Annotated in this window: 18 protein-coding genes and 1 pseudogene; 9 read left to right on the forward strand and 10 right to left on the reverse strand. The window is 69.4% G+C overall.

Going from position 1 to position 23,059, the window contains the following annotated elements; all coding sequences use genetic code 11:
* Positions 1–226: 226 nt before the first annotated feature.
* From DYE07_RS11245 to DYE07_RS11275, 7 genes and pseudogenes are all read left to right on the forward strand, one after another.
* Positions 227–313: pseudogene (locus DYE07_RS11245) on the forward strand (short-chain dehydrogenase); the annotation flags it as partial.
* A 107-nt stretch (positions 314–420) separates the two neighbouring features.
* Positions 421–972, forward strand: coding sequence for a hypothetical protein (locus DYE07_RS11250; RefSeq protein WP_074041005.1), 552 nt, complete (start codon positions 421–423; stop codon positions 970–972).
* 87 nt (positions 973–1,059) lie between these two features.
* On the forward strand, positions 1,060–3,807 hold the full coding sequence (locus tag DYE07_RS11255) for a DEAD/DEAH box helicase (protein WP_202775009.1): 2,748 nt from the start codon (positions 1,060–1,062) through the stop codon (positions 3,805–3,807).
* A gap of 238 nt (positions 3,808–4,045) precedes the next feature.
* Positions 4,046–5,476 carry an amino acid permease gene (locus DYE07_RS11260; RefSeq protein WP_115297151.1) on the forward strand — a complete coding sequence of 477 codons (1,431 nt, stop codon included), beginning with the start codon at positions 4,046–4,048 and terminating at the stop codon, positions 5,474–5,476.
* 77 nt (positions 5,477–5,553) lie between these two features.
* Positions 5,554–8,253, forward strand: coding sequence for a malto-oligosyltrehalose synthase (gene treY / locus DYE07_RS11265; protein ID WP_115297001.1), 2,700 nt, complete (start codon positions 5,554–5,556; stop codon positions 8,251–8,253).
* The gene (treZ, locus tag DYE07_RS11270; RefSeq protein ID WP_006946412.1) at positions 8,250–10,103 is read left to right on the forward strand and encodes a malto-oligosyltrehalose trehalohydrolase; all 1,854 of its coding nucleotides are present in this window, start codon (positions 8,250–8,252) and stop codon (positions 10,101–10,103) included. The genes treY and treZ overlap by 4 nt, the downstream gene beginning before the upstream one ends.
* 164 nt (positions 10,104–10,267) lie before the next feature.
* Positions 10,268–10,894 (forward strand): hypothetical protein, encoded by a 627-nt coding sequence (locus tag DYE07_RS11275; protein ID WP_006946442.1) that lies wholly within the window; start codon positions 10,268–10,270, stop codon positions 10,892–10,894.
* Positions 10,895–11,290: 396 nt separating this feature from the next.
* On the opposite strand, the gene DYE07_RS11280 is transcribed toward DYE07_RS11275, so the two are convergent.
* From DYE07_RS11280 to DYE07_RS11320, 9 genes are all read right to left on the reverse strand, one after another.
* Positions 11,291–11,557 (reverse strand): hypothetical protein, encoded by a 267-nt coding sequence (locus DYE07_RS11280; protein ID WP_062258103.1) that lies wholly within the window; start codon positions 11,555–11,557, stop codon positions 11,291–11,293.
* A gap of 448 nt (positions 11,558–12,005) precedes the next feature.
* Entirely contained in the window at positions 12,006–12,782 is a 777-nt protein-coding gene (gene pstB / locus DYE07_RS11285) for a phosphate ABC transporter ATP-binding protein PstB (RefSeq protein ID WP_006946474.1), read from the reverse strand.
* Between the two features lie 43 nt (positions 12,783–12,825).
* Positions 12,826–13,758, reverse strand: a complete 933-nt coding sequence (gene pstA, locus DYE07_RS11290; RefSeq protein WP_006946437.1) for a phosphate ABC transporter permease PstA — start codon at positions 13,756–13,758, stop codon at positions 12,826–12,828.
* The gene (gene pstC, locus DYE07_RS11295; RefSeq protein ID WP_038569351.1) at positions 13,755–14,789 is read right to left on the reverse strand and encodes a phosphate ABC transporter permease subunit PstC; all 1,035 of its coding nucleotides are present in this window, start codon (positions 14,787–14,789) and stop codon (positions 13,755–13,757) included. The genes pstA and pstC overlap by 4 nt, the downstream gene beginning before the upstream one ends.
* 120 nt (positions 14,790–14,909) lie before the next feature.
* Positions 14,910–16,061 (reverse strand): phosphate ABC transporter substrate-binding protein PstS, encoded by a 1,152-nt coding sequence (pstS, locus tag DYE07_RS11300; RefSeq protein ID WP_074041001.1) that lies wholly within the window; start codon positions 16,059–16,061, stop codon positions 14,910–14,912.
* 168 nt (positions 16,062–16,229) lie between these two features.
* Complete coding sequence (locus DYE07_RS11305; RefSeq protein WP_337905403.1) at positions 16,230–17,162, reverse strand: NUDIX hydrolase; 933 nt, start codon at positions 17,160–17,162, stop codon at positions 16,230–16,232.
* 23 nt (positions 17,163–17,185) lie between these two features.
* On the reverse strand, positions 17,186–19,498 hold the full coding sequence (locus tag DYE07_RS11310) for an RNA degradosome polyphosphate kinase (protein ID WP_115297003.1): 2,313 nt from the start codon (positions 19,496–19,498) through the stop codon (positions 17,186–17,188).
* 10 nt (positions 19,499–19,508) lie between these two features.
* Complete coding sequence (gene mshD, locus DYE07_RS11315; RefSeq protein WP_074045667.1) at positions 19,509–20,429, reverse strand: mycothiol synthase; 921 nt, start codon at positions 20,427–20,429, stop codon at positions 19,509–19,511.
* A 103-nt stretch (positions 20,430–20,532) separates the two neighbouring features.
* On the reverse strand, positions 20,533–21,216 hold the full coding sequence (locus DYE07_RS11320; protein ID WP_006946497.1) for a response regulator transcription factor: 684 nt from the start codon (positions 21,214–21,216) through the stop codon (positions 20,533–20,535).
* Positions 21,217–21,278: 62 nt separating this feature from the next.
* Between DYE07_RS11320 and DYE07_RS11325 the strand changes: the two genes are divergently transcribed.
* Positions 21,279–21,569: a ubiquitin family protein gene (locus tag DYE07_RS11325; RefSeq protein ID WP_006946448.1), complete on the forward strand. Its 291-nt coding sequence runs from the start codon at positions 21,279–21,281 to the stop codon at positions 21,567–21,569.
* Positions 21,570–21,615: 46 nt separating this feature from the next.
* On the forward strand, positions 21,616–22,374 hold the full coding sequence (locus tag DYE07_RS11330) for a hypothetical protein (RefSeq protein ID WP_006946477.1): 759 nt from the start codon (positions 21,616–21,618) through the stop codon (positions 22,372–22,374).
* A gap of 132 nt (positions 22,375–22,506) precedes the next feature.
* On the opposite strand, the gene DYE07_RS11335 is transcribed toward DYE07_RS11330, so the two are convergent.
* Positions 22,507–23,004 (reverse strand): heme-binding beta-barrel domain-containing protein, encoded by a 498-nt coding sequence (locus DYE07_RS11335; protein WP_062258494.1) that lies wholly within the window; start codon positions 23,002–23,004, stop codon positions 22,507–22,509.
* Positions 23,005–23,059: the final 55 nt, after the last annotated feature.

A 23,059-nucleotide genomic window follows, 5' to 3' on the forward strand; every position in this document is an offset into this window, starting at 1 on the left:
CCCCCCGACGACGGGCAGCCCTGATAAATCGACGAACACATGAACGTCCGCCCAGACCTCATCCACGCGCCTCGTCGAGGTGAAGGGATCGAAGGGGGCGATGAGTAGCCCTTGCTGTTCGATCGACACCGCACCCTCGGGCGCCGTGGGCGCCTCAGATCTGGAGAAGACGATGACGAACACCCCGATCACCGCCGGCAACACGATCGGCGAATGGCTGGAGCACGCCTCGACCACCTTCCTGTTGAGCGACGACTCGACCAACATCAACGGCGCGGTGCTCACCTCGGACGGCGGGTGGTCGGCGGCCTGAGCCTCAGGGGCTCGGATTCGGCGGAATTCCGGGGTTGTCGGCATGATGTGGTTGGGTTGTTCTCGACGAGGAGAACCCGACCACACCGACGCCGAGGAGGCGCACCGATGGTGAACGACACCCCCGCAGCATCCGACGACCGCTCGAACGGCACGTGGCGCGACGTCGCGTCACCGCAGGCGCAGGCCGACCTCGACGAACTGCTCTCCGCAGCGCTCGGCGCGGCGATGGAGCACCTCGAGAAGAACGGCGAGTTCTACCCGTTCGCGATGTCGGTCGACGGCGAACCGACGATCGACTCCACGGGTGAGCCGACGGCCGCGAGCAACCAGGCCGTCGCGCCGGACGTCGACATCGTCTTCGCCGACCCCGCCGCGCTGGGCGAGCAGCCCGAGCCCGAAGCGGTGCTGGCCGAGCTGCGCCGCGTCCTCGCGGTGCGCGCCGAGAACGAGAACCGCACGGTCGCGCAGCGCGCGACGGCCATCGTCCTGTACGTCGTCGTGCCCGAGTTCGGTGACGCGGTGCGCGTCGACCTCGAGCACGCCGAGGGTGTGCAGCTCATGGTGCTCGCGCCCGTCAAGGGCAAGGGCAAATCGCGCAAGCGCACCTTCGAGTACGGCGACCTGCGGCTGTTGCCGGGCCAGCGCCACATCTGGTGAGCCGCGCCCTCGACCTCGTCCGCGATCCCGCACGACGACTTCGCGCAGCGGGATGCCCCGTCGACCACACCGAGCAGCAAGGCTGACATGACGAACGAATCGCCCGACGACGCCGCGGCCGGCGCCGTCGAGACCGTCCACTCCGGCGCGCAGGACGTCGCGGGCGACTTCGCCGCGTCCGCGGATGCCGCTGCGCGGGAGGCGAACCCGCGCGTCAAGACGCTGACGCAGCGGTTGCCGAAGACGTTTGACGCCGACCGCATCTACGAGGAGTTCACCGCCTGGGCGGGCGATCGTGGCCTCAGCCTCTATCCGCACCAGGAAGAGGCCATCATCGAGGTGCTCGACGGCAAGAACGTCATCCTCGCGACGCCCACAGGCTCGGGCAAGTCGATGGTCGCGACGGCGGCGCACTTCGCGGCGCTCGCAGGCGACCGGGTGAGCTTCTACACCGCGCCGATCAAGGCTCTCGTGAGTGAGAAGTTCTTCGCGCTGTGCGAGATCTTCGGTGCCGAGCACGTCGGCATGCTGACGGGCGATGCCTCGGTCAACGCCGACGCGCCCATCATCTGCTGCACCGCGGAGATCCTCGCCAACATCGCCTTGCGCGAGGGCAAGGACGCCGACGTCGGCCTCGTCATCATGGACGAGTTCCACTTCTACTCCGAGGGCGATCGCGGCTGGGCGTGGCAGGTGCCGCTGCTCGAACTGCCGCAGGCGCAGTTCCTGCTCATGTCCGCGACGCTCGGTGACGTGCGCCGTTTCGAGGAGGACATGACGCGTCGCACAGGCCGCGCCTCCGTCACCGTCGCGGGGGCCGAGCGTCCCGTGCCGCTCAGCTATCACTGGTCGACGACACCACTCAACGAGACGATCGAGGAACTGCTCGAGACACGTCAGGCGCCCGTCTACGTCGTGTTCTTCACGCAGGCCCAGGCGCTGGAGAACGCGCAGGCGCTCATGTCGCTCAAGGTCGCCTCCCGTGAGGATCGCGACAGGATCGCCGAGATGATCGGCGACTTCCGCTTCTCCACCGGCTTCGGCAAGACGCTCTCACGACTCATCCGTCACGGCATCGGTGTGCACCACGCCGGCATGTTGCCGAAGTACCGCCGTCTCGTCGAGACGCTCGCGCAGGCCGGTCTGCTCAAGGTGATCTGCGGCACCGACACGCTCGGCGTCGGCATCAACGTGCCGATCCGCACCGTCGTGCTCTCCGGCCTGACGAAGTTCGACGGCACCCGCCAGCGCATGCTCAAGTCGCGCGAGTTCCACCAGATCGCCGGGCGGGCCGGCCGTGCGGGGTTCGACACGAGCGGCACCGTCGTCGTCCAGGCGCCCGAGCACGTCATCGAGAACACGCGCAACATCGCGAAGGCCGGTGACGACCCGAAGAAGCTCAAGAAGGTGCAGCGCAAGAAGCCGCCGGAGGGTTTCATCAACTGGAGTGAGGAGAGCTTCGAGCGCATCGTCGCGAGCGAGCCCGAAGCGCTCGTCAGTCGCATGCGCATCACGCACTCGATGCTGCTCAACCTCATCGCCCGCGACGGCGACCCGTTCGTCGCCGTGCGCGATCTCGTGCGCGACAACCACGAGGATCGCAAGGGGCAGGCGAAGCTCGCTCGCCGCGCGATCGGCCTCTACCGCGAGATGCTGGCCGCCGGCGTCGTCCGGCGACTCGACGAACCGCAGGCCGACGGGCGCCAGGTCGACCTCACGGTCGACCTGCAGGACAACTTCGCGCTCAACCAGCCGCTCGCACCGTTCGCCCTCGCCGTCCTCGACATGCTGAGTCCCGACGACGCCGCCCCCGCCCGCGGTGACGCGCCGAAGGTCGACACCTCGACGAACGAGGGCGCACGCGCTGCGGCGCGTTCGAACGCACAGGATTACGCGGTCGACGTCGTCAGTGTCATCGAGTCGATCCTCGACGACCCTCGCCCGGTGCTCATGGCGCAACAGCACAAGGCGCGCGGCGTGGCGATCGCCGAGATGAAGGCCGACGGCATCGAGTACGACGAGCGCATGGAGCGCCTCGAGGACGTGACGTGGCCGAAGCCGCTCTCCGACCTGCTCGACGCGGCGTTCGAGACGTACGCGCAGAGCCAGCCGATGGTGCGCATGTACGAACTGTCACCCAAGTCCGTCGTGCGCGAGATGTACGAGAATGCCTGGGGCTTCGGCGATCTCATCCGCTTCTACGACCTCGCGCGCAGCGAGGGCGTCGTCCTGCGCTACCTCACCGACGCGTACCGCACCCTGCGTCAGAGCGTGCCCGAGTCGAAGAAGAACGAGGAACTCGCCGACCTCATCGAGTGGCTCGGGGAGGTCATCCGTCAGACCGACTCGAGCCTGCTCGACGAGTGGGAGGCCCTGACGCACCCGGGTGACGCGCCGGTGCAGCAGGAGACGGTGCTGAAGCAGCGTCCCCTCACGGCCAACCCGCGCGCGATGAAGGTCGCCATCCGCAAGGCGATGTTCAAGCGCGTCGAGCTCGCAGCGCGCGACGACGTCGACGGCCTCGCCGCGCTCGACGCCGCCGTCGCGGCGACGACCGACCCGCCGACCGAGATCGTCATGGATGCCGACGCGTGGGATGCCGACCTCGGCGCCTACTACGACGAGCATGACGAGATCCTCCTCGACGCGGACGCCCGCGGGCCGAGGATGCTGCGCATCACCGAGCAGCCCGACAAATGGGAGATCCGCCAGGTCATCCACGACCCCGATGACGACAACGACTGGGGGATCGACGCGGAGGTCGACCTCGCCGCCTCCGACGAGGCGGGCGTCCCGCTCGTCGTCGTGGTCGGCCTCAACCGCCTCGGGGACTGACGCGCGTCCGCGACGAGCGGCGGTCATCGAGAGCCGCATACCGGCCAAGGACGAAAAGCAACCGAGCCAATCTTGTGAGCACGGGGAGCCCCTGACGACGAACACCGAACGCACGGGCTCGGGTCGAGCACGTACCCTGACCCGGTTGTCGGCCGGCGCGGTGTCGCACGAGCGTGCCCAGCGCGACGCTTTCAATGAGACAGCCACGCCTCACCCCAGCTCGTCGAAGGAGAACACGGTGGATCAGCAGGTCGGCGCCCACGCGGTCAAGGGCTCGGCGAGCACGGACGCCCCGGCGAGCTCAGAGGGTTCGAGTGGCCTGACGCGCAGCCTCGGGCATCGCACCATGCTGATGATCGGTCTCGGTTCGGCGCTCGGCACGGGCCTGTTCTTCGGTTCCGGCGCGGCGATCGGGGTGGCCGGCCCGGCGGCCGTCGTCAGCTATGCGCTGGGCGCGCTGCTCATCGCCGTCATCGGCCTCGCCATGGCGGAGATGGCAACCGCCCGCCCCGAGCCGGGCAGCTTCGGCGCCGCCGCGGGGCGTTACCTCGGGGAGTGGGCCGGCTACGTCTCTCGCTGGTGCTACTGGGCGGCGAGTGTCATCGCGCTCGGCGGCGAGGTCGTCGCGGCCGGCGCATATCTGCAGTACTGGTGGCCGCAGACGTCGCTCGCCGTGTTCGTCGCCCTCGTGGCGCTCGCGATCATCGTCATCAACCTGCTCTCCGTGCGCGCGTTCGGCCGCGCCGAGGTCGTCTTCTCCACGCTCAAGGTGACGGCTCTCGTCGCGTTCATCCTCGTCGCGCTCGTCCTCGTGCTGTTCGGCGTGCCCGGCCATCCCGCCACCGGGTTCGCTCACCTCACCGACCACGGCGGGTTCATGCCCGGTGGTATGGAGTCGATCTGGTTGTCGATGTCGATCGTGATGTTCGCCTTCGTCGGCGTCGAGGTCGTGCCGATCACCGCGGCCGAGGCCGACGACCCGCGCCGCAGCGTCCGCACCGCGATGCGCGCCCTCGTCGCCCGGCTGGGGTTGTTCTACGTCATCGCGGTGGGTCTCATCGTCACGCTCAACGCCTGGACCGACGTCGCGTCCGCGAAGGGCCTGACGGCGAGCCCGTTCGTCAAGGCGTTCGACGCCGTCGGGCTCCCGGCCGCCGCGGGCATCATGAACGCCGTCATCCTCGTCGCCGCGCTGTCCACGGGCAACGCGCAGCTGTACGGCGCCGGTCGGCTCGTGCACTCGCTCGCCGTCGATCGTCTCGCACCACGATTCCTCGCCCGCACGACGTTGCGGGGAGTGCCGCTCGCGGCCACGCTCGTCTCGACGTTCGGCCTCGTCCTCGCGATCTACCTCGCACAGACGGGGGTTGCCGACATCTTCACCAAGCTCGCCTCCATCGCGATCTTCTCCGTCATGGTGACGTGGCTGCTCGCCCTCGCCAGCTTCATCGCGTTCAAGCGCCGCGGCGACGTCGATGGCAGCGTCCACCTGCCCGGCGGCAGTGTGACGGCGGCGCTCGGCGTCGTCGGCGTGCTCGCCGTGATGGCCACCGCGTTCGAGGTCGACGACATGCGTCAGGCGGCGCTCATCGGCAGTGGCTGGGTCCTCGTGCTGCTCGTCGCGTACCTCCTCACGCGGGCCGGGCGAGCCCGGGCCCGTACCTACTGACGCCCCACCTCACCCCTGCGGTGGGATGCTGCGGCCCCGACTCGATTTTCCGCGCGAATGGTGGTGGGGTTGGAGGCATGAGCGCGCCCGTGACGTCCACCTATCGCTTCCAGCTGCACGCCGACTTCCCGTTCGACGCTGCCCGCGCGCAGTTGCCGTACCTGAAGAAGCTCGGCATCTCGCACGCCTACTGCTCGCCGATCCTCACCGCCGTCCCCGGTTCGGTCCACGGCTATGACGTGCTCGACCACACCCGTGTCAACCCGGAGCTGGGCGGACGCGAAGCGTTCGAGCGGTTCGCCGACGCCGCGCACGAGCTGGGGCTCGGTGTCGTCGTCGACGTCGTGCCGAACCACATGGCGTTCGTCGCGCCCGAGTCGAGCAACGCGCCGCTGTGGGCGCTGCTGGCAGGGGGGAAGGACGCCTCGACGGCGCATTGGTTCGACGTCGACTGGGACGCGCTCGACGGCGCGCTCGGCGTCCCGATTCTCGGCAAGCCGCTCGACGAGGAGATCGCGGACGGCTCGATCACGCTCGACCGCAGCGGTGACGAACCCGTGATCCGCTACTACGAACACGTCTTCCCCGTCGCCGACGGTTCCCTCGACGGCATCGGCGAGGCGCCGCAGGGCGACGAACTCGCCCGGCTTCTCGAGCGTCAGCACTACCGGCTCGCGTTCTGGCGCGATCGTGACGCGGTGCTCAACTATCGTCGCTTCTTCGAGGTCAACGAGCTCATCGCCGTGCGCGTCGAGACCGACGACGTCTTCGACGCGACGCACGCGCTGCTGCTCGAACTGCATCACGCCGGCCACATCGACGGCTTCCGCATCGACCACCCGGACGGACTGGCCGACCCGGCCGGATACCTCGCGCGACTGACGCAGGAGTGCCGCAGGGGCACGCCGATCTGGGTCGAGAAGATCCTCGAACCGGGCGAGCAACTACCGAGCGACTGGGCCTGCGCGGGCACGACGGGTTACGACGCGATGGCCGCCATCACCGCCGCGCTGGCCGATGACGCCGCCGCCCCGACGATCGAGGCATGCTGGCAGCGTGCGCTCGGTGACGGCGACGCCCGCGACGTCGAGGTCGCGACGCGCGAGGCGAAGCGCTTCGTCGTCGAGAACGGTCTCGTGCCGGAGGTCGAGCGGCTGACGCGTCGCGCCGCCGAGGTGCGCCCCGACCTGCAGCGCGAAGCACTGCGTGCCGCGATCGTCGAGCTGCTCGTCGCGGCGCCCGTCTACCGCGCCTACCTCGTCCCGGGCGCCCGCATGGCACCGGAGTCGAAGCACCACCTCGACGAGGCGCTCGAGGCCGCGCGCGAGGCCCGCCCCGATCTGGCCGACGAGCTCGATGCTCTCAAGCGCATCGCGCTCGTGCGTCCGCACGCCGGGGCCGACGAGTTCGACGACATCGAGCCGGCCGCGTCCGACTTCGCGGTGCGTCTGCAGCAGACGTGGGGCCCGGTCATGGCGAAGTCGATCGAGGACACCCTCTTCTACCGGTGGCACGCGTTGACCGCCCTCAACGAGGTCGGCGGCGACGTCGACGTCCTCGTGGACGCCGGCGCGCACCGTCTGAACGCCTGGGCGCAGCACAACGCCGAATACTGGCCGCGCACGATGACGACGCTGTCGACGCACGACACGAAGCGCAGCGAGGACGTTCGCGCGGCGTTGCTCGCGATCGCCGGTGACGACGAGGCGTGGACGGCGTGCAGCGACGCCGCGTTCGCGCTCGCCGACGCGATGGGCGTCGACCGGCCCGCGGCGGCGCTGGCGTGGCAGACCATCGCTGGATTCTCCACCGCCTACGGCCCGTTCGACACCACCGATGCTGACGGCGCCGCACCCGACGCCGTCCACGGGCGGCGCGATCTCGGCATCGACGCGGATCGCCTGAGCGAGTACCTGACGAAGGCGCTGCGCGAGGCGAAGGTCTACACGGCCTGGACCGACGGCGACGAGGCGTACGAGAAGCAGGTGCTCGCCTTCGCCACCGCTGTCCTCGAGGCTGACGACGCCGCCGCCCCTCGAACGGGGGAGAGCGCTGCATCGGCGCCGGCCGCCGAGACGCTCGCCGCGGATCTACGCCGCAGCCTCCTCGACGCGCGTCGACGGAACGCCGAGGCGATCACGCTGACCGGGCACACTCAGAAGGTGCTCGAGCTGTTCCTTCCGGGCATCCCCGACACCTACCAGGGCTCGGAACGTCCGACGCTCAGCCTCGTCGACCCCGACAACCGTCGCCCGGTCGACTACGGCGAACTCGAGCAGCTCCTCGACGTCGGGGGCTCGCGTCCGCGCCTCGTGCAGCGTTGCCTCGCCGCGGACGTCCATGCGCCGGCGAACCCGGGGTCGGGTTACGAACCGCTCGAATCCGACAGCGAGTTCCTCGTCGCGTTCGAGAGGACGGTGCCGGCAGCGTCCGTGGTGCGCCGTCAGATCGCCGAGGCCGGGCGTCTCGTCGAGGCCGCGGGGCGTCAGGTGAGCAAGTTGGTCAAGCGCGCCCAGGGCGGCGAGCAGACTGACGCACCGACGCCCGCCGAGGCGGACGCGACTCCGCTCGCCGTCGCCGTCATCGGGGTGCGCGCTGCATCCCGGGCACTGCGCACGGGCGCGCTGGCCGATGCCCACGTCAGCCTGCCTGCCGGAGAGTGGCGGCACGCCTTCACCGGCGAACGCCTCACCATCACCGACGCGCCGGTCGCGTTCGGCGATCTCGGTGACCACGAGTTCGGCCACGTCCACGTCCTCGTTCAGGAGAAGCGATGAACACCTACTCCTCGCCCGGTTTTCACGGCGCGACCCAGACGATCTCGGTGTGGGCGCCGGCCGCCGAGCGCATGGTGCACCTCGTCGCGGACGGCGTGAAGGCGCCCATGAAGGCCGGCGAGAACGGCTGGTGGCATTCGCCCGAGCCGGTGCGCGTCGGCAGCGAGTACGCCTTCAGCATCGACGGCGGCGACCCGCGCCCCGACCCGCGTTCGCTGCTGCAGCCCGAGGGCATCCACGGCCCCAGCGAGGTCGTCGACCTCGCGGCCCACGACTGGCAGGACGACGGTTGGCGCGGCCACCACGCGGACGCGGCCTCGCACGACGACGCGATGCGCGGCGCGGTCTTCTACGAGCTACACATCGGCACGTTCACCGAATCCGGGACGTTCGACTCGGCCATCGAACGGCTCGATCACCTCGTGACGCTCGGGGTGACACACGTCGAGATCCTGCCGGTGAACGGCGTTCCGGGAGAGCGAAACTGGGGCTATGACGGTGTCAACTGGTACGCGACGAGCGCCGCCTACGGCGGCCCGGCCGCCTTCCAGCGCTTCGTCGATGCGTGCCACGCGCGCGGCCTCGCCGTCTGCCTCGACGTCGTCTACAATCACCTCGGCCCGAGCGGCAACTACTTGCCCGAGTTCGGCCCCTACTTCAATGCGCTGCACCACACGCCGTGGGGCCCCGCCGTCAACCTCGACGGCCCGCAGAGTGACGAGGTGCGCCGCTTCATCATCGAGAACGCGCTCATGTGGTTCACCGAGTTCCACGTCGACGCGTTCCGCCTTGACGCCGTCCACGCGCTCGCCGACGACACGGCCGTCCACATCCTCGAAGAGCTCACGGCCGCACTGGAACTCGCCGCCGAGCAGACGGGGCGCAACGTGGTCGTCGTCGCCGAGTCCGACCGCAACGACCCGGCCACCGTCACGCCGCGTGCGCGCGAACCGCGCTCGGGTCAGCGCGGACTCGCAGTCGCCGACGGTGGCAGCGCCGGCCTCGGGCTGAGCGGGCAGTGGGCCGACGACATCCACCACACCCTGCACGTGCTGCTCACCGGCGAGACGCAGGGCTACTACGAGGACTTCGCGGCCCCCGCGGCCCTCGCCAAGATGTACGCGACGCCGTTCTTCCACGACGGCACGTACTCGAGCTTCCGCGAGCGCCGCCACGGCCGCCCCGTCGATCCCGAAGCGACGCCGGGTTGGCGCTTTGTCGCGTCTCTGCAGACGCACGATCAGGTCGGCAACCGCGCGACGGGCGAGCGCCTGTCGCAGCTCGTCGGCGTCGACCGGCTGGCCTGCGCGGCAGCGCTGCTGCTGACGTCGCCGTACACGCCGATGCTCTTCATGGGTGAGGAGTACGGTGCGCAGACCCCCTGGCAGTTCTTCACCGACCACGTCGACCCCGAGATCGCCGAGGGCACCTCACGCGGGCGCGCGGCCGAGTTCGCAGCCCACGGCTGGGGTGACGCGGTGCCCGACCCCCAGGAGGAGTCGACCTTCCGCAACTCGGTGCTGCGCTGGAGCGAGATCGACGACCCCGACGGCGAGCAGTCGCTCCTGCTCGACTGGTACCGCACCCTCATCAGGCTGCGCCGCGAGGTGCCCGACCTGTCCGACCCGACCCTCGGCACGAGCCGGGTCGAGGGTGACGGCCAGGGCCCGACGAGCGTCGTGACGGTGCACCGCGGCGACTGCCGCGTCGTCGTCAACCTCTCGGGCGAGGCGACGACGATCGACGCCGACCGTGTCATCGCCGCATGGCACATCGTCGACGAGCGCCCCGCCGACGGCGGGGGAGTGCGCGTCGTCATCCCGGCCGACGGGGTGGCCATCGTCCGCTGACCCGTAGCAGGGTCGTGCCGCCCGGTGCGACCCTGTGGAGTTCGCGGCGACGGCGTCCGGCGGATGTCTCGACGGCGCCCGGCGGAATGCCGCCCGCCCGCGCGTCGTTGACCCGATGACGCACTCGACGCCTCGTCGAGGCACCGAAGGAGCCAGCCGTACCCGTGACGCGTTCCCACCACAAGCCGTTGTTCTTCACCGACCGCGAGTTCCAGGCGTTCGAGGGAGCACCCGACCCCGCCGATGTCACCGCCATCGCGCACGAGAGCGCCGCCATCCTCGTCGGCGCCGGGCGCACCAACGCGGACCCGGAGGTGACGGCCCGGCTCATCGCGCTGACGGACGAGATCGGCTTGTCGACGCTCGCGCAGCTGTGGGCCGGGCGCCCCGCCGTCAGCCTGCCCGGCGTGCTGTGGCGCCTCTACACGCTGCGCGAATGGGTGCGCCGCGACGCTGTAGGCGCCGCGGGCGACTACAACGCCGGTATCCGGCACGCTCACGTCTCCCACGCCGTCGCGGGATCGGCCGACCCGAGCGGACCTGCCGAGATCAAGGCGCTCGCCGACCGCATCCTCGAGGGCGCCTACACCGGCGACTTCGCCGTCGCGCTCGAACGCGCCGCAGCCTTCTGTCGCGTCGTCGCCTCCGGCCGGGCCGAACGCGCCGAGCGTCACGACGGCCATGACGATGCCCTGGCCGCGCGCGAGGCGCTCAGCGCCGCACGGCTCGGCGACACAGCCCGTGACCTGACGAAGGCCGCCTCCGCCTGGCGCATCGGCAACCTCGACTGATCCGACCCGACTGACTCGACTCAGGTCATTCGACCCGGGCGGCCCGTCTCGAGCGGTGCATCTCGACCGGTTCATGGGTTGCGCTGTCTGGTCTCGACCGGTGGTGACGCCTCGCCAGGCGTCGCCGGCTCCGGGACGACACTGCACTGCGTGACGTTTCTCGCAGCCGCCGGGAATGCGAGGGCCGGTGATGTTCGTTAAGGTGGATGAGCACGCTGGGCCGCGGCAGCCCCGGGTCCCAAATTCAGCCGCTACGAGCGGCCTAGTGCCGAGAGGCGCTCCCGGTCCAGCGTGTCTCACATCTCTCGCGGCGCGGCCATCCCCTGCGCCGCTACCGCACCTCATCGCGAGCGGCGAAGCGCCGGGATGTATTGGCATTCGACCGTGCCGTGGTGGTCAGTGCGCCAGGAGGTAGTGCTCCGCCGCGTCGCGGCGGGCCTTCTCGCGGGCGCGACGCCCACCGCCCTTCCAGTCGCAGACGTGGCAGACGCCGTAGCTGAAGTTGCCGTCGTCGACGATTCCCGGGGTGTCCGAGAAGACGATCTCGTCAGGGGTCGGGTGAGCGCCGCGCGCGATCGCCTGCTTCTTGCGGTTCTTGAGCAGCGACTTGCGCGACCACGTTCCAATACGAGTTGCATCCTTCGGCACAAGCACAGTGTGCATGAAATCGGGATGAACGGCCCCTGAAGCATTGAGTCGATTTGCCCGACCCCGGGCACGATGTTCAGCGCCGGCTCGCGCTATGCCGAAGAGGGTTGCGCCCCAGGGAAACTCGATCGGCACACGGTCATAGCCCCCGCTCATATGTGATGTGAGTCATTCTGCATCCCGACGTGCAGCGACGCCTGCAGCGCCTCCCAGCGTGAAGTCAGGTTGACGCCGCAGGAACGCTGCCCGGCAACGCAGGCGCCCCCACCGTCACGACGGTGGGGGGCGCACAACGCACGATGGATCAGCAGTGCTTCTCGGGCTGAGCTCGGGGGCGCCTGCGGACCTCGCTTCGTTCGTGTCCTCGGCACCCTTTCGCTTTCACCTGACGGGCTCGGAGGGCCGCGCCGGGCCGGTGCTCGCTTCGCTGCGCCCCGGTCCTCACGGCCCTTTCGCCCGGCTGTCAGCCGAAGCGACCGGAGATGTAGTCCTCGGTCGCCCGCTGATCCGGGTTGCTGAACATCTTCTGCGTGTCGTTCATCTCGACGAGCATGCCGGGCTTGCCCGTCGCCTCGAGGTTGAAGAACGCCGTCCGGTCAGCCACACGCGCCGCCTGCTGCATGTTGTGCGTGACGATGACGATCGTGTAGTCCTTCTTCAGCTCCAGCATCAGATCCTCGATGGCGAGCGTCGAGATCGGGTCGAGAGCCGAGCACGGCTCGTCCATGAGGAGCACGTCCGGCGACACCGCGATGGCACGCGCGATGCACAGACGCTGCTGCTGACCGCCCGACAGGCCGGCACCCGGCTTGTCGAGGCGATCCTTGACCTCGTTCCACAGGTTCGCGCCACGCAGCGACTGCTCCGTCTTCTCGGCGAGCACCTTCTTGTCCTTCACGCCGTTGAGGCGCAGACCCGCGACGACGTTGTCACCGATCGACATCGTCGGGAACGGGTTGGGGCGCTGGAACACCATGCCGACGGTGCGGCGCACCGCCACCGGGTCGACGCCCGGCGCGTACAGGTCCTCGTCGTCGAGGAGCACCTGACCCTCGACGCGGCCGCCGGGGATGACCTCGTGCATGCGGTTGAGGGTGCGCAGGAACGTGGACTTGCCGCAGCCCGACGGGCCGATGAAGGCCGTGATCGAGCGGGGCTCGATCGTCATGGAGACATCGTTCACGGCGAGGAAGTCGCCGTAGTAGACGTTGAGGTTGTGAACGTCGATCCGCTTGCTCATTGAACTCGGGTTCCTTTACGAGTCGTATCCGCGCGAGCGGATGTCAGTTCTTGACCTTGCTGAAGCGGCTGATGAAGCGGCCCAGCAGGTTGAGAAGAAGGATGAGGAGGATGAGGGTGCACGCCGCCGCCCACACGCGCTGCGCGGAGGCGTCGACGGCCATGTTGTCCTTGCCGTTGTAGATCATCGTCGGCAGCGTGCCCATGAGGCCGCCGAACAGGTTCGTCGACAGCGACTTGAAGTACGGCGCGAGGATGATGAGCGGTGCCGTCTCGCCCATGACGCGGGCGAGGCCGAGCAGCACACCGGTGACGATGCCGGAGAACGCCGTCGGGAGAACGATCTTGAGGATCGTCTTCCACTTCGGCACGCCGAGGGCGTACGCGGCCTCGCGCAGCTCGTTCGGCACGAGCTTCAACATCTCCTCCGTGGAGCGCACGACGACGGGAACCATGAGCAGCACGAGCGCCAGGCACACGGCGAACGGGATGCGGTCGAAGCCGAACGTCGTCACCCAGACGGCGTAGACGAACAACGCGGCGACGATGGAGGGGACACCGGTGAGGATGTCGACCATGAAGCTGACGATCTTCGCGGCACGGCCGCGCCCGTACTCGACGAGGTAGACGGCGGTCATCACGCCGATCGGCACGGCGATGAGAGCCGTGACGAAGGCCTGGATGAGGGTGCCCTGGATGGCGTGGGCGGCGCCGCCGGCGACCTCGCGGCGGCCGACGCCGCGCTGGCTCTTCGTCCACCAGTCGACGTGCAGGAGCAGCTCGCCGCCCTTCATGATGACGGTGGCGATGATCCACACCAGCGGTACGAGGGCGACGAGGAACGCGGCCCACATGACGACGGTGGCGATCGTGTTCTTCGTCGCGCGGCCGCCGGACTGGCCCTTGCCGGAGAGCGAGTTCTTCGACCGGGGCTCGGGAGCGGGGTTCTTCTCGAGGGAGTGGGCTGCGGTGCTCATTCGGTGAACGCCTTCCTGCGCTCGATGACGACACGGGCGATCGCGTTGACGACGAACGTCAGGATGAACAGGACGAGGCCCGCCGCGATGAAGGCCCCCGTCTTCGAGGGGTTGTCGAACTCGCCGGCGTTGTTGGCGATCTTCGAGGCGAAGGTCTCACCGCCCTTGAAGATCGAGAAGTTCCAACCCTCGCTGCCGTTGAGGGCGGAGACGATCATCATGACGGCGACGGTCTCACCGAGCGCGCGCCCGAGGCCGAGCATGGACGCGCTGATGATGCCGGGCTTGCCGAAGGGGAGCACCGCGGTGCGGATGACCTCCCACTTCGTCGCGCCGAGCGCCGTCGCCGCATCCTTGTGGGCCTGCGGCGTCTGCGCGAAGACCTCACGCGTCAGGGCCGTGATGATCGGCAGGATCATGATGGCGAGGATGATCGAGACGAAGGCGATGGTGCTCGCGGGGGAGGTGTCCGTCTTGGCGAACAGGGGGCACCAGCCCAGCACGTCCTGGATGACCTTGGCCACCGGGTCGAAGTACTGACCGACGGTGAACACGCCCCACAGGCCGTAGACGATGGACGGCACGGCCGCCAGCAGGTCGATGAGCGCAGCGCCCGGCTTCGCCAGCCACTTCGGCGCGTACTGCGTGAGGAACAGCGCGATGCACACGGCGAGCGGCACGGCGATGAGCATGGCGAGCACCGAGGAGGTGACCGTCACCCACAGCAGGCGGGCGATGCCGAAGTGCATCGGGCTCGAGTCGACGTCCCAGTCCTGGGAGGTGAGGAAGTTCGAGTGGTCGTCCATGATGGCGGGAACCGCCTGGATGACGAGGAAGGCTCCGACGAGCGCGACGAGGACGACGACGAGGAGGCCCGCGCCGCGCGCGAGGCCACCGAAGATCATGTCGCCCCTGCGGCCCGTCGCTGCGCGGTCACCGGAGGGGGCGCGTTCGCCGGGGCCCTCCCCGGGGGTGTGACCGTCGTCGGGGCCGGGTGCGTCGGCCACCGAGACGCCGGTGATTGAACTCATGAGGTTTCCTGCCTCTGCTCGAGCTGGTACGGGTGGAACGCGAGACTATGGACTCGCTCTGACGCGCAGACGGGGTGCTCGGGCGCCGAAGCGCCCGAGCACCCCGTCAGGCGCTGTGCGTCACTGGATGGCGTTGACGGCCGTCTTGACCTTGCCCTGGATGTCGGCCGGCAGCGGCGCGTAACCCTGGGATTCGAGGTTCTTCTGGATGTCGTCGCCGGCGAAGTAGGTGAGGAACGACTTCACGGACTTGCCGATCTCGGCGTCCTTGTACTTCGAGCAGACGACCTCGTACGTGACGAGGACGATCGGGTAGGCGCCCGCTTCCTTCGTCGCGTAGTCGAGCTTGAGGCGCAGGTCGTTGCCCGTGCCGTCGATCTTCGCGGCAGAGATGGCCTTGGACGCCGAGGCGCCGGTCAGCTCGACGGCGCCCGCGCCGTTGTCGATCTTCGCGACCTGCAGCTCGTTGTCCTTCGCGGCCGACCACTCGGCGTACGTGATGCCACCGTCGGTCGACTTCACGGACGAGGTCACGCCGGCCGTCTTGGCCTTGCCTTCGCCCTTGCCCGTCCACTTCTTGCCGGGCTCGGCCGTCCACTTGTCCTTCGCGGAGGCGGCGAGGTACTTCGTGAAGTTCTCCGTCGTGCCCGACTCGTCCGAGCGGAAGAAGACCTTGATGTCCTTGGCCGGCAGGGTGACGCCCTTGTTGACCGCGGCGATCGCCGGGTCGTTCCACTTCGTGATCTTGCCGTTGAAGATGTCGGCGAGGACGGCCGGCGTCAGCGTGATCGGGTCCTTGACGTCCTTCAGGTTGTACGAGACGGCGATCGGGCCGGTCACCATCGGGATGTTCCAGGCCTCGGAACCGCAGGCCGTCTTGGCCTCGTCGGTCTCGATCTTGCCGTCCTTCGGCTTCGTCTTGAGCGCGGAGTCAGAGCCGGCGAAGTTGACCTGGCCGGCGATGAACTGCTTGATGCCGTTGCCGGAACCGGTCGCGTTGTAAGTGACGTTGTTGTCGCAGGTCTTGCCGTACTTCTCGATGGCGTCCTGGATCGCGTTGTCCTGGGCGGAGGAACCCTCGGCCTTCAGGTCCTTCTTGCCGCAGTCGGCCGAACCCGAGTCGCCGCCGGACTTGGCGGCGTCCGTCGCGCTGGAGCCTGCGGACTTGGCGCCGTCGGTGGCGGAGTCGGACGACTCGCTGCCACAGGCGGACAGGGCAAGGGCGCCGGCCAGCGCGACGCCGGAGATGCGGGCGATGCTCGTGATCTTCACGGGATACAGACCTCTCGTCACAAAGTATTTCCGGGCACGTGCCTGGACGCTTGGAACCTAGGTCGTTCACGTGTCGCGAATCCCCCTTCGAGGTAAACGTTGAGTGAACGCAGTCTGAGGGGTGTGAGAGGCCTTGGGCAGTGGGAGATTGCCGGTCGGAATCGGTGCTCAGCGTTCCCGGGGTGGGGTGCGCAACCGCTCCACCGAGACGATCCGCGCCTCCTGGCCGCCACCGAGGACCTGGCAGACGAGCACCTCGCCCTTGTCCATCCCGTGCGCCTTGATGTGGTCGAGGCAGCGACGCGTCGCCGACCCGGTCGACGCGAGTGCGGACAACCCCGCCACGAGATCGGGGATGAGGGGGCGGTGAGTGCACAACGCCGTCGCATCGGCGCGCTCGAGGGCGCGCGTCAACTGGCGGGCGGCCTTCTCAGGACGAGCGGCGAAGGTCTCCTCCGACAGCGCGCTCCTCGTCTGCAACCGCGTCCCGCTCGCGGACGTGAACGGCTTGACCGTCTGCACGCACCGCGTCGACGACGACGACACGACGCGCTCAGGAGCCCACGCCCCGAGGACGGGGACGAGCGCAGCGGCCCGTGCGCGGCCGCGCTCGCTCAGCGGGCGGCGGGCGTCGTCGTCACCCCGATACGCGGCGCGCGCCTGGGCGTGGGCGTGACGCACGAGCAGCAGCGGCCACGTCTCGAGGCGGCCGTCACGCTCGGCTTCGAGCAGGGCGTCGAGGGGGATGCGGTCGCGTGCGTAGGTGAGCGTTCGTCGAGCCGTCTCGACGTCGAGCCAGCGCACCTCGTCGACCTCGTGCTCGAGCACTCCGCTGCCGCCGACGACCTGGGCGGCCCAGTACCGGACGAGCTTCGTCGCGCCGTTGTCGAGGCCGTAGACGAGCTCGGGCAGGGGGATGCCGAGACGCACCTGCAGCCCCGTCTCCTCGAGCACCTCACGCGCAGCGGCCTGAGCGAACGTCTCACCGGGGTCGAGCTTGCCCTTCGGCCACGACCAGTCGTCATAGCGCGAACGATGAACGAGCGCCACCTCGATGCGGCTGCGGCGGCGGCGCCACACGAGCGCCCCGGCAGCAGGCACCAGCTCGGGGTTCCTGCCGCGCGTCACCGCCGGCGGGCCTTGCGACGACGCTTCGAGTACGCCTCGATCAGATCGGCCTGGTAGTCGTTCTTCGGCGCGCCGTCGGGCGTGAGGTTCTCCCGGATCCAGCGGCCCTCGGCGTCGAGACGCCACGACGAGGTCTGCGGGCTCATGCCGGTGGCGACGAGGTCGACGACCGTCGCGACCTGGCGCTCGTCCGTAAGCCGCACGAGCGCTTCGACGCGGCGGTCGAGGTTGCGGTGCATCATGTCGGCGCTGCCGATGTAGGCGATCGGCTCCTGGCCCTCGACGTCGAAGACGAACACACGGCTGTGCTCGAGGAAGCGCCCGAGGATCGAGCGCACCTCGATGTTCTCGCTCAGTCCGGGTACGCCCGGACGCAGCGCGGAGATGCCGCGCACGAGAACGTTGACCTTCACCCCGGCCTGCGAGGCGCGGTAGCAGGCGTCGATGATCTGCTCGTCGACGATAGAGTTGACCTTGAATGACACGCTCGAGGCCTTGCCGGCCCTGGCCGCCTCGATGCACCGGTCGATCTGCTCGATCAAGCCGGAACGCACCGAACGCGGCGCCACGAGAAGGCGCTTGAACTTGGCGCGCGGCGCCATGCCCGACAGCTGGTTGAACAGCCGGCCCAGGTCCTCGCCCACATCGGGGTCAGTCGTGAGCAGCCCGAGGTCCTCGTAGAGACGAGCCGTCTTGGGGTTGTAGTTGCCGGTGCCGACGTGGCAGTAGCGGCGGATGCCGTCGCCCTCATGCCGCACGACGAGGCACAGCTTCGCATGCGTCTTGAGCCCGACCATGCCGTAGACGACGTGCACGCCCGCGCGCTCGAGCTTGCGCGCCCACGTGATGTTGTTCTCCTCGTCGAAGCGCGCCTTGATCTCGACGACGGCGAGCACCTGCTTGCCGGCCTGCGCTGCGTCGATGAGTGCCGAGATGATCGGCGAGTTGCCGCTCGTGCGGTACAGCGTCTGCTTGATGGCGAGCACGTCTGGGTCGGCTGCGGCCTGCTCGACGAACGCCTGCACCGACGTCGAGAACGAGTCGTAGGGGTGGTGCAGCAGGATGTCGCTCGAACGCATCGCGCCGAGGACGTCGGGGGCCTCGGAGCGCTCGACCGGCGCGAGCAGCGGGTGGGTCTTCGGCATGAACCGTGGCCACTGCAGCTCGCTGCGGTCGAGATCGGCGATGTCACCGAGGCCGCGCAGGTCGAGCGGCTCGGGCAGGCGGAAGACCTCGTCGTCGCTGACGCCCAGCTCACGCGTCAGCAGGTCGAGGACGTGATCGTCCATGTCGTCGGCGACCTCGAGACGCACCGCCGCGCCGAAACGGCGTCGCGTCAGCTCCTTCTCGAGGGCGGTGAGCAGGTTCTCGGCGTCGTCCTCCTCGACCTCGAGATCCTCGTTGCGCGTGACGCGGAAGGTGAATTGCTCGTGCACCTCCATGCCGGGGAACAGCACGTCGAGATGCTCGGCGATGACGTCCTCGAGGGTGACGAAGCGCGCGTCGTACAGCGGGTCCTCGCCTTCGCCCGTCGGCAGCTTGACCATGCGTGGCAGCAACGGCGGCACCTTCACGCGAGCGAAGTGCTCGCGGCCCGTCTTGGGGTCGATGAGCAGCACCGCGAGGTTGACCGACAGGCCCGAGATGTACGGGAAAGGATGCGCCGGGTCGACGGCCAGCGGGGTGAGGACGGGGTAGACCTGCGCCTCGAAGTAGGTGCCCAGGTAGTCACGGTCCGCGTCCGTCAGCTGCGAGAGCTTGAGCAGGCGGATGCCCTCATCCTCCAGGGCCGGGCGGACCTGGCGCTGGAAGATGCCGGCGTGCAGATCCATGAGGTCGTGCGAGGCGCGCGTCAGGTCGTCGAGCAGCTCGCGCGGTTCGAGACCGGACGCCGAGCGCACCGCGAGGCCGGCGGCGATGCGGCGCTTGAGGCCCGCCACACGCACCATGAAGAACTCGTCGAGGTTCGACGAGAAGATCGACAGGAAGCGGGCGCGCTCGAGCAGCGGCACGTTCGGGTCGGTCGACAGCTGCAGGACACGCTCGTTGAACTGCAGCCACGACATCTCGCGGTCGAGGAAACGGTCTGCGGGCAGCTCCGGCTCGTCAGCAGAGGCGGTCTTCGTCGACTTCGCCTTCTCCGTCGTGGCCGCCGAGCGCGCGACGTTGCGTGGACGAGAGGCCGCGCGTGGCTTGAACCGGGCGACGGCCGTCGACGGAGACGAGGGAGTAGTCTCGGGCGGCGAGTCGTCGGCGCGGCCCGCATCCTGCGGTTCCTTGGAGGCGGCGGTCTTGGGCGCAGTGCTCATGGCTCTATCTTCACATCGCCCGGGCAGGCGTGTGGACGTACATCACGTCGTGAGCAGCACGGACGAACCCACGCCGCGTGTAGGTGGCCTTGGCCGGTTCGTTGTCGCCCTCGACGTAGAGCTCGACGCTGCTCGCCCCCGCGTCACGCAGGTGAGCCAGGCCGAGGGCAGTGAGCGGCCCGGCGATGCCTCGTCCTTGCCACTCGGGTGCGACCGCGACGACGTACACCTCGCCGGCCTCGTCGCCCGGCTCGTGCTTCGTCCAGTGCGAGGCGACGAGCTCTCCGCTCGCCTCGTCCCGCACGAGGATCAGACCCGCCGGGTCGAACCACTCCTGCGCCTCGCGCTCGCGGAAGTCGGCGAGCGTCATACGCCCCTGTTCGGGGTGATGCGCGAAGGCGCGCGCGTTGAGATCGACCCAGGCCTGCGCCTCGCGCTCGCTGCCGTCGTAACCGCGCGCGACCAGACCCGCGGGGAGTGCGACGTCGAACGTCTCGTCGGCGGTGAGCGGACGCGTCATGCGCCACAGCTCGCGCGCCTTGCGCGCACCGAGGCTCGCAGCGAACGCCTGGGCAGCGGGCAGATCGCCGTGGGCCCAAAGGCGTACGGGCGTCGCAGTATCGCTCCTGGACTCGTCCAGGGCCACGAGCAGAGCCCGTGCGACACCCGCGCGGCGGGCGTCGGGCGCCGTCACGAGATCGCATCCGCTTGCATCTGACTGCGCGTCGACGAGCACGCCGACCGGTGAGCCCTCCCGGGAGGCGACGAGGACGCGGGCCGGTGGCGCGAGGCGCTCCAGCGCGAACAGCGACTCCTCGTTGAGGGCAGCCACACCGTCGCTCTTCGCCGCGGAGCGCGCGAGCGCCAGCACGGCGTCGACCTCGTCGGGGCGGGCCGGGTGGACGTCGAGGTTCTGTGCGTCGATCTTCATGGCGTTCACGCTAGCGCGCACGGGTGACAACCGCGGAACGACGGGAGATGCAGAAGCCAAGATCGCGCCGGGAGCGCTGCTCGCGTCGGCCCGCACGGAAGCGTCACGCGCCGTTCACGCCACCATCGACGAAGCGGTACCCGACGTTGCGGACCGTGCCGATCGACGTCTCGTGCTCGGCTCCGAGCTTGGCCCGCAACCGTCGCACGTGGACGTCGACGGTACGCGTGCCGCCGTAGTAGTCGTAGCCCCAGACCTCTTGCAGCAGCTGCGCGCGGGTGAAGACCCGCCCCGGGTGCTGCGCGAGGTGCTTGAGCAGCTCGAACTCCTTGTAGGTGAGGTCGAGCGACCGCCCACGCACCCGCGCCGAGTACGACTCCTCGTCGATGACGAGGTCGCCGGCGGTGATCTGCGTGTTCGCCTCGTCGGGCTGCGAACCGGCGCGGGCCAGAGCCAGACGGATGCGGGCGTCGACCTCGGCGGGGCCCGCGACATCGAGGACCACGTCGCTGATCAACCACTCGGGGGTCAGTGCGACGAGGCCGCCCTCGGTGAAGATGGCGAGGACGGGCGTACCCGGCCACGCGGCCTCGACCATGCGGGTGACGCCGCGCATCGCGACGAGGTCGGTGCGCGCGTCGACGATGACGACGTCGGCGTCGAGCGGAGCGGCGAGCCGCTCCGGGTCGGGCGTGCTCACGCGCACCCGGTGGCTCAGCAGCCCCAGAGCAGGAAGCACCTCGACGCTCGCGCCGCGAGCCGTCGTCAGAAGCAGGAGGTGCGCCACGCGTCAAGACTACGGTTAGCGTGGAGAGGCTGCCGGAGCATGGTCGAAGGATGGAACATCGGATGACGACAGACGTAGACGCTCGCCCGAATGTGCGGGTGCGCTACTGGGCGGGTGCGGCGCAGGCCGCCGGGTGCGACGAGGAGAACCTGCCGCTCGCGGTGGGTGAGGCGCGCCAGAACCCCGAGCTCACCGGCCGCGACGTACGCGCGCTCATCATGCGGGCCCACCCCGACATCGAGGCCGTGCTCGCACGCTGCAGCCTGCTGCACGGCGGCCGTCGCCTCGCCGATGACGCCTCGTTCGAGCCGTCAGACGTCGTCGAGGTGCTGCCCCCGTTCGTCGGGGGATGAGCCGTCAGGGGATGAGCACCGGCGCGCGGGATGCGAGGATGGGCGCGTGACCTCCGCCAAACCACCGACGCCGTCGATGCGCGCCTCCGGCGCGTGCGCCGGAGCTGTTGCGTCCGCCGCGATCTGCGCGGCGTCCTTCGCGCCGGTGACGCTGATCGCGCTCGTCTTCGTGGTACTCGGGTGTGGGCTCGCTTGTGGGTGGCCACGCCTCGTCGATCTGCCGAGCCCGCGCGGTACCTCGTCGGTGCTCGTGGGCACCGCCGCCGCCCTGGCCGTCACGATGCTCGCCAGCGATGTCGGAGACCGCACGCGGTGGGCCGGTGCCGTCCTGTGTGTCGGTCTCATCGCGAGCTTCCTGCACCAACTGCTGCGCCAGGACGGGCGTCCGCGCCTCGTCATGACGCTCGCCGGGACGGCGCTCGGCCTCGGCGTGCTCGGGGCCGGCGCCTACTTCATCGATGCCGCCGACTCGTCGCAGACGCGTCACCTCATGCTCGCCACAGGCCTCGCGACGCTCGTCGGCAGCGTCCTCGACGGCGTGGCGGGGGCGACGTCACGGCGCCTCGAACTGGGTGCGGCGCAGTGCGTGCTCGGCGCGATCGCCGGGTGCGGCGCCGTCATCGCGGGCGCATCGGTCGCGTCGGCCGCCCTGGCTGGTGGCGCGGCGGGCCTGTTGTCGTGGGCGTGCCTGCGTACGACGGTGACGCTTGCGACGTCCGCCCACACGCGGGCGCAGCTCGCCGCGGGGTGTGCGTGCGTCCTCGTCTGTGGCCTCGTGCCCGTCGCGGTGGCGCGTCTCGTCTGAGCGCCCGCAAGCCCGGTTGTCCGCACCAGGTCGTCGGCACGATTGCCGCTCGAACCACCACGGACGCCGATGGGCGCCGCACCCGGTGAGGGAGGCGGCGCCCACCGGCGCGTCAGGCAGGAGCGCAGAACGTCAGTCGACGCGCTTGAGCTCGGCCGAGGCGTAGCTCTGCAGCGGTTTGCCGTTGAGCGCCGCGTCGTAGGCCCACATGAGGTTGGAGTTGACGTAGCCGAGCATGCGCGCGCCGGCCGTGTACTCGGGCGCCTGCGGCGAGCGGATGACGCCGTCGGTGCGCAGTTCGATCTTCGCGGGGGAGGTGTTGCCGTAGTACATCTCCACGATGCCGCTCGGGTGCGTCACCATGAACTCGACCTCGTTGTTCTCCAGCGGGCGCCAGTAGCCGAACTCCGTGTCGATGGTGTCCGTCTTGTTGCCCTGCTCGTCGAGCTTCCACATGCGCGAGTGCCACTCGAGGAAGGGGCGCTCGTCGTGGCTGACGACGAGTTCCTGGCCGAAGTTGGCCGACTCCATGCCGGGGTAGCCGATGACACCGGCGCCCTCCCAGCGGCCGACGAGCCAGGCGAGGGGGGCGAGTTCGATGGGCATGTTGACATCAAGTTCGAAAGGCACGGCACCAGGTTATCCGGTGACGTGCCTCTCGATCGAGCCGCGCGCAGGGGCTTTC

It is taken from the genome of Dermacoccus nishinomiyaensis, from assembly GCF_900447535.1.
Lineage (GTDB): Bacteria > Actinomycetota > Actinomycetes > Actinomycetales > Dermatophilaceae > Dermacoccus > Dermacoccus nishinomiyaensis.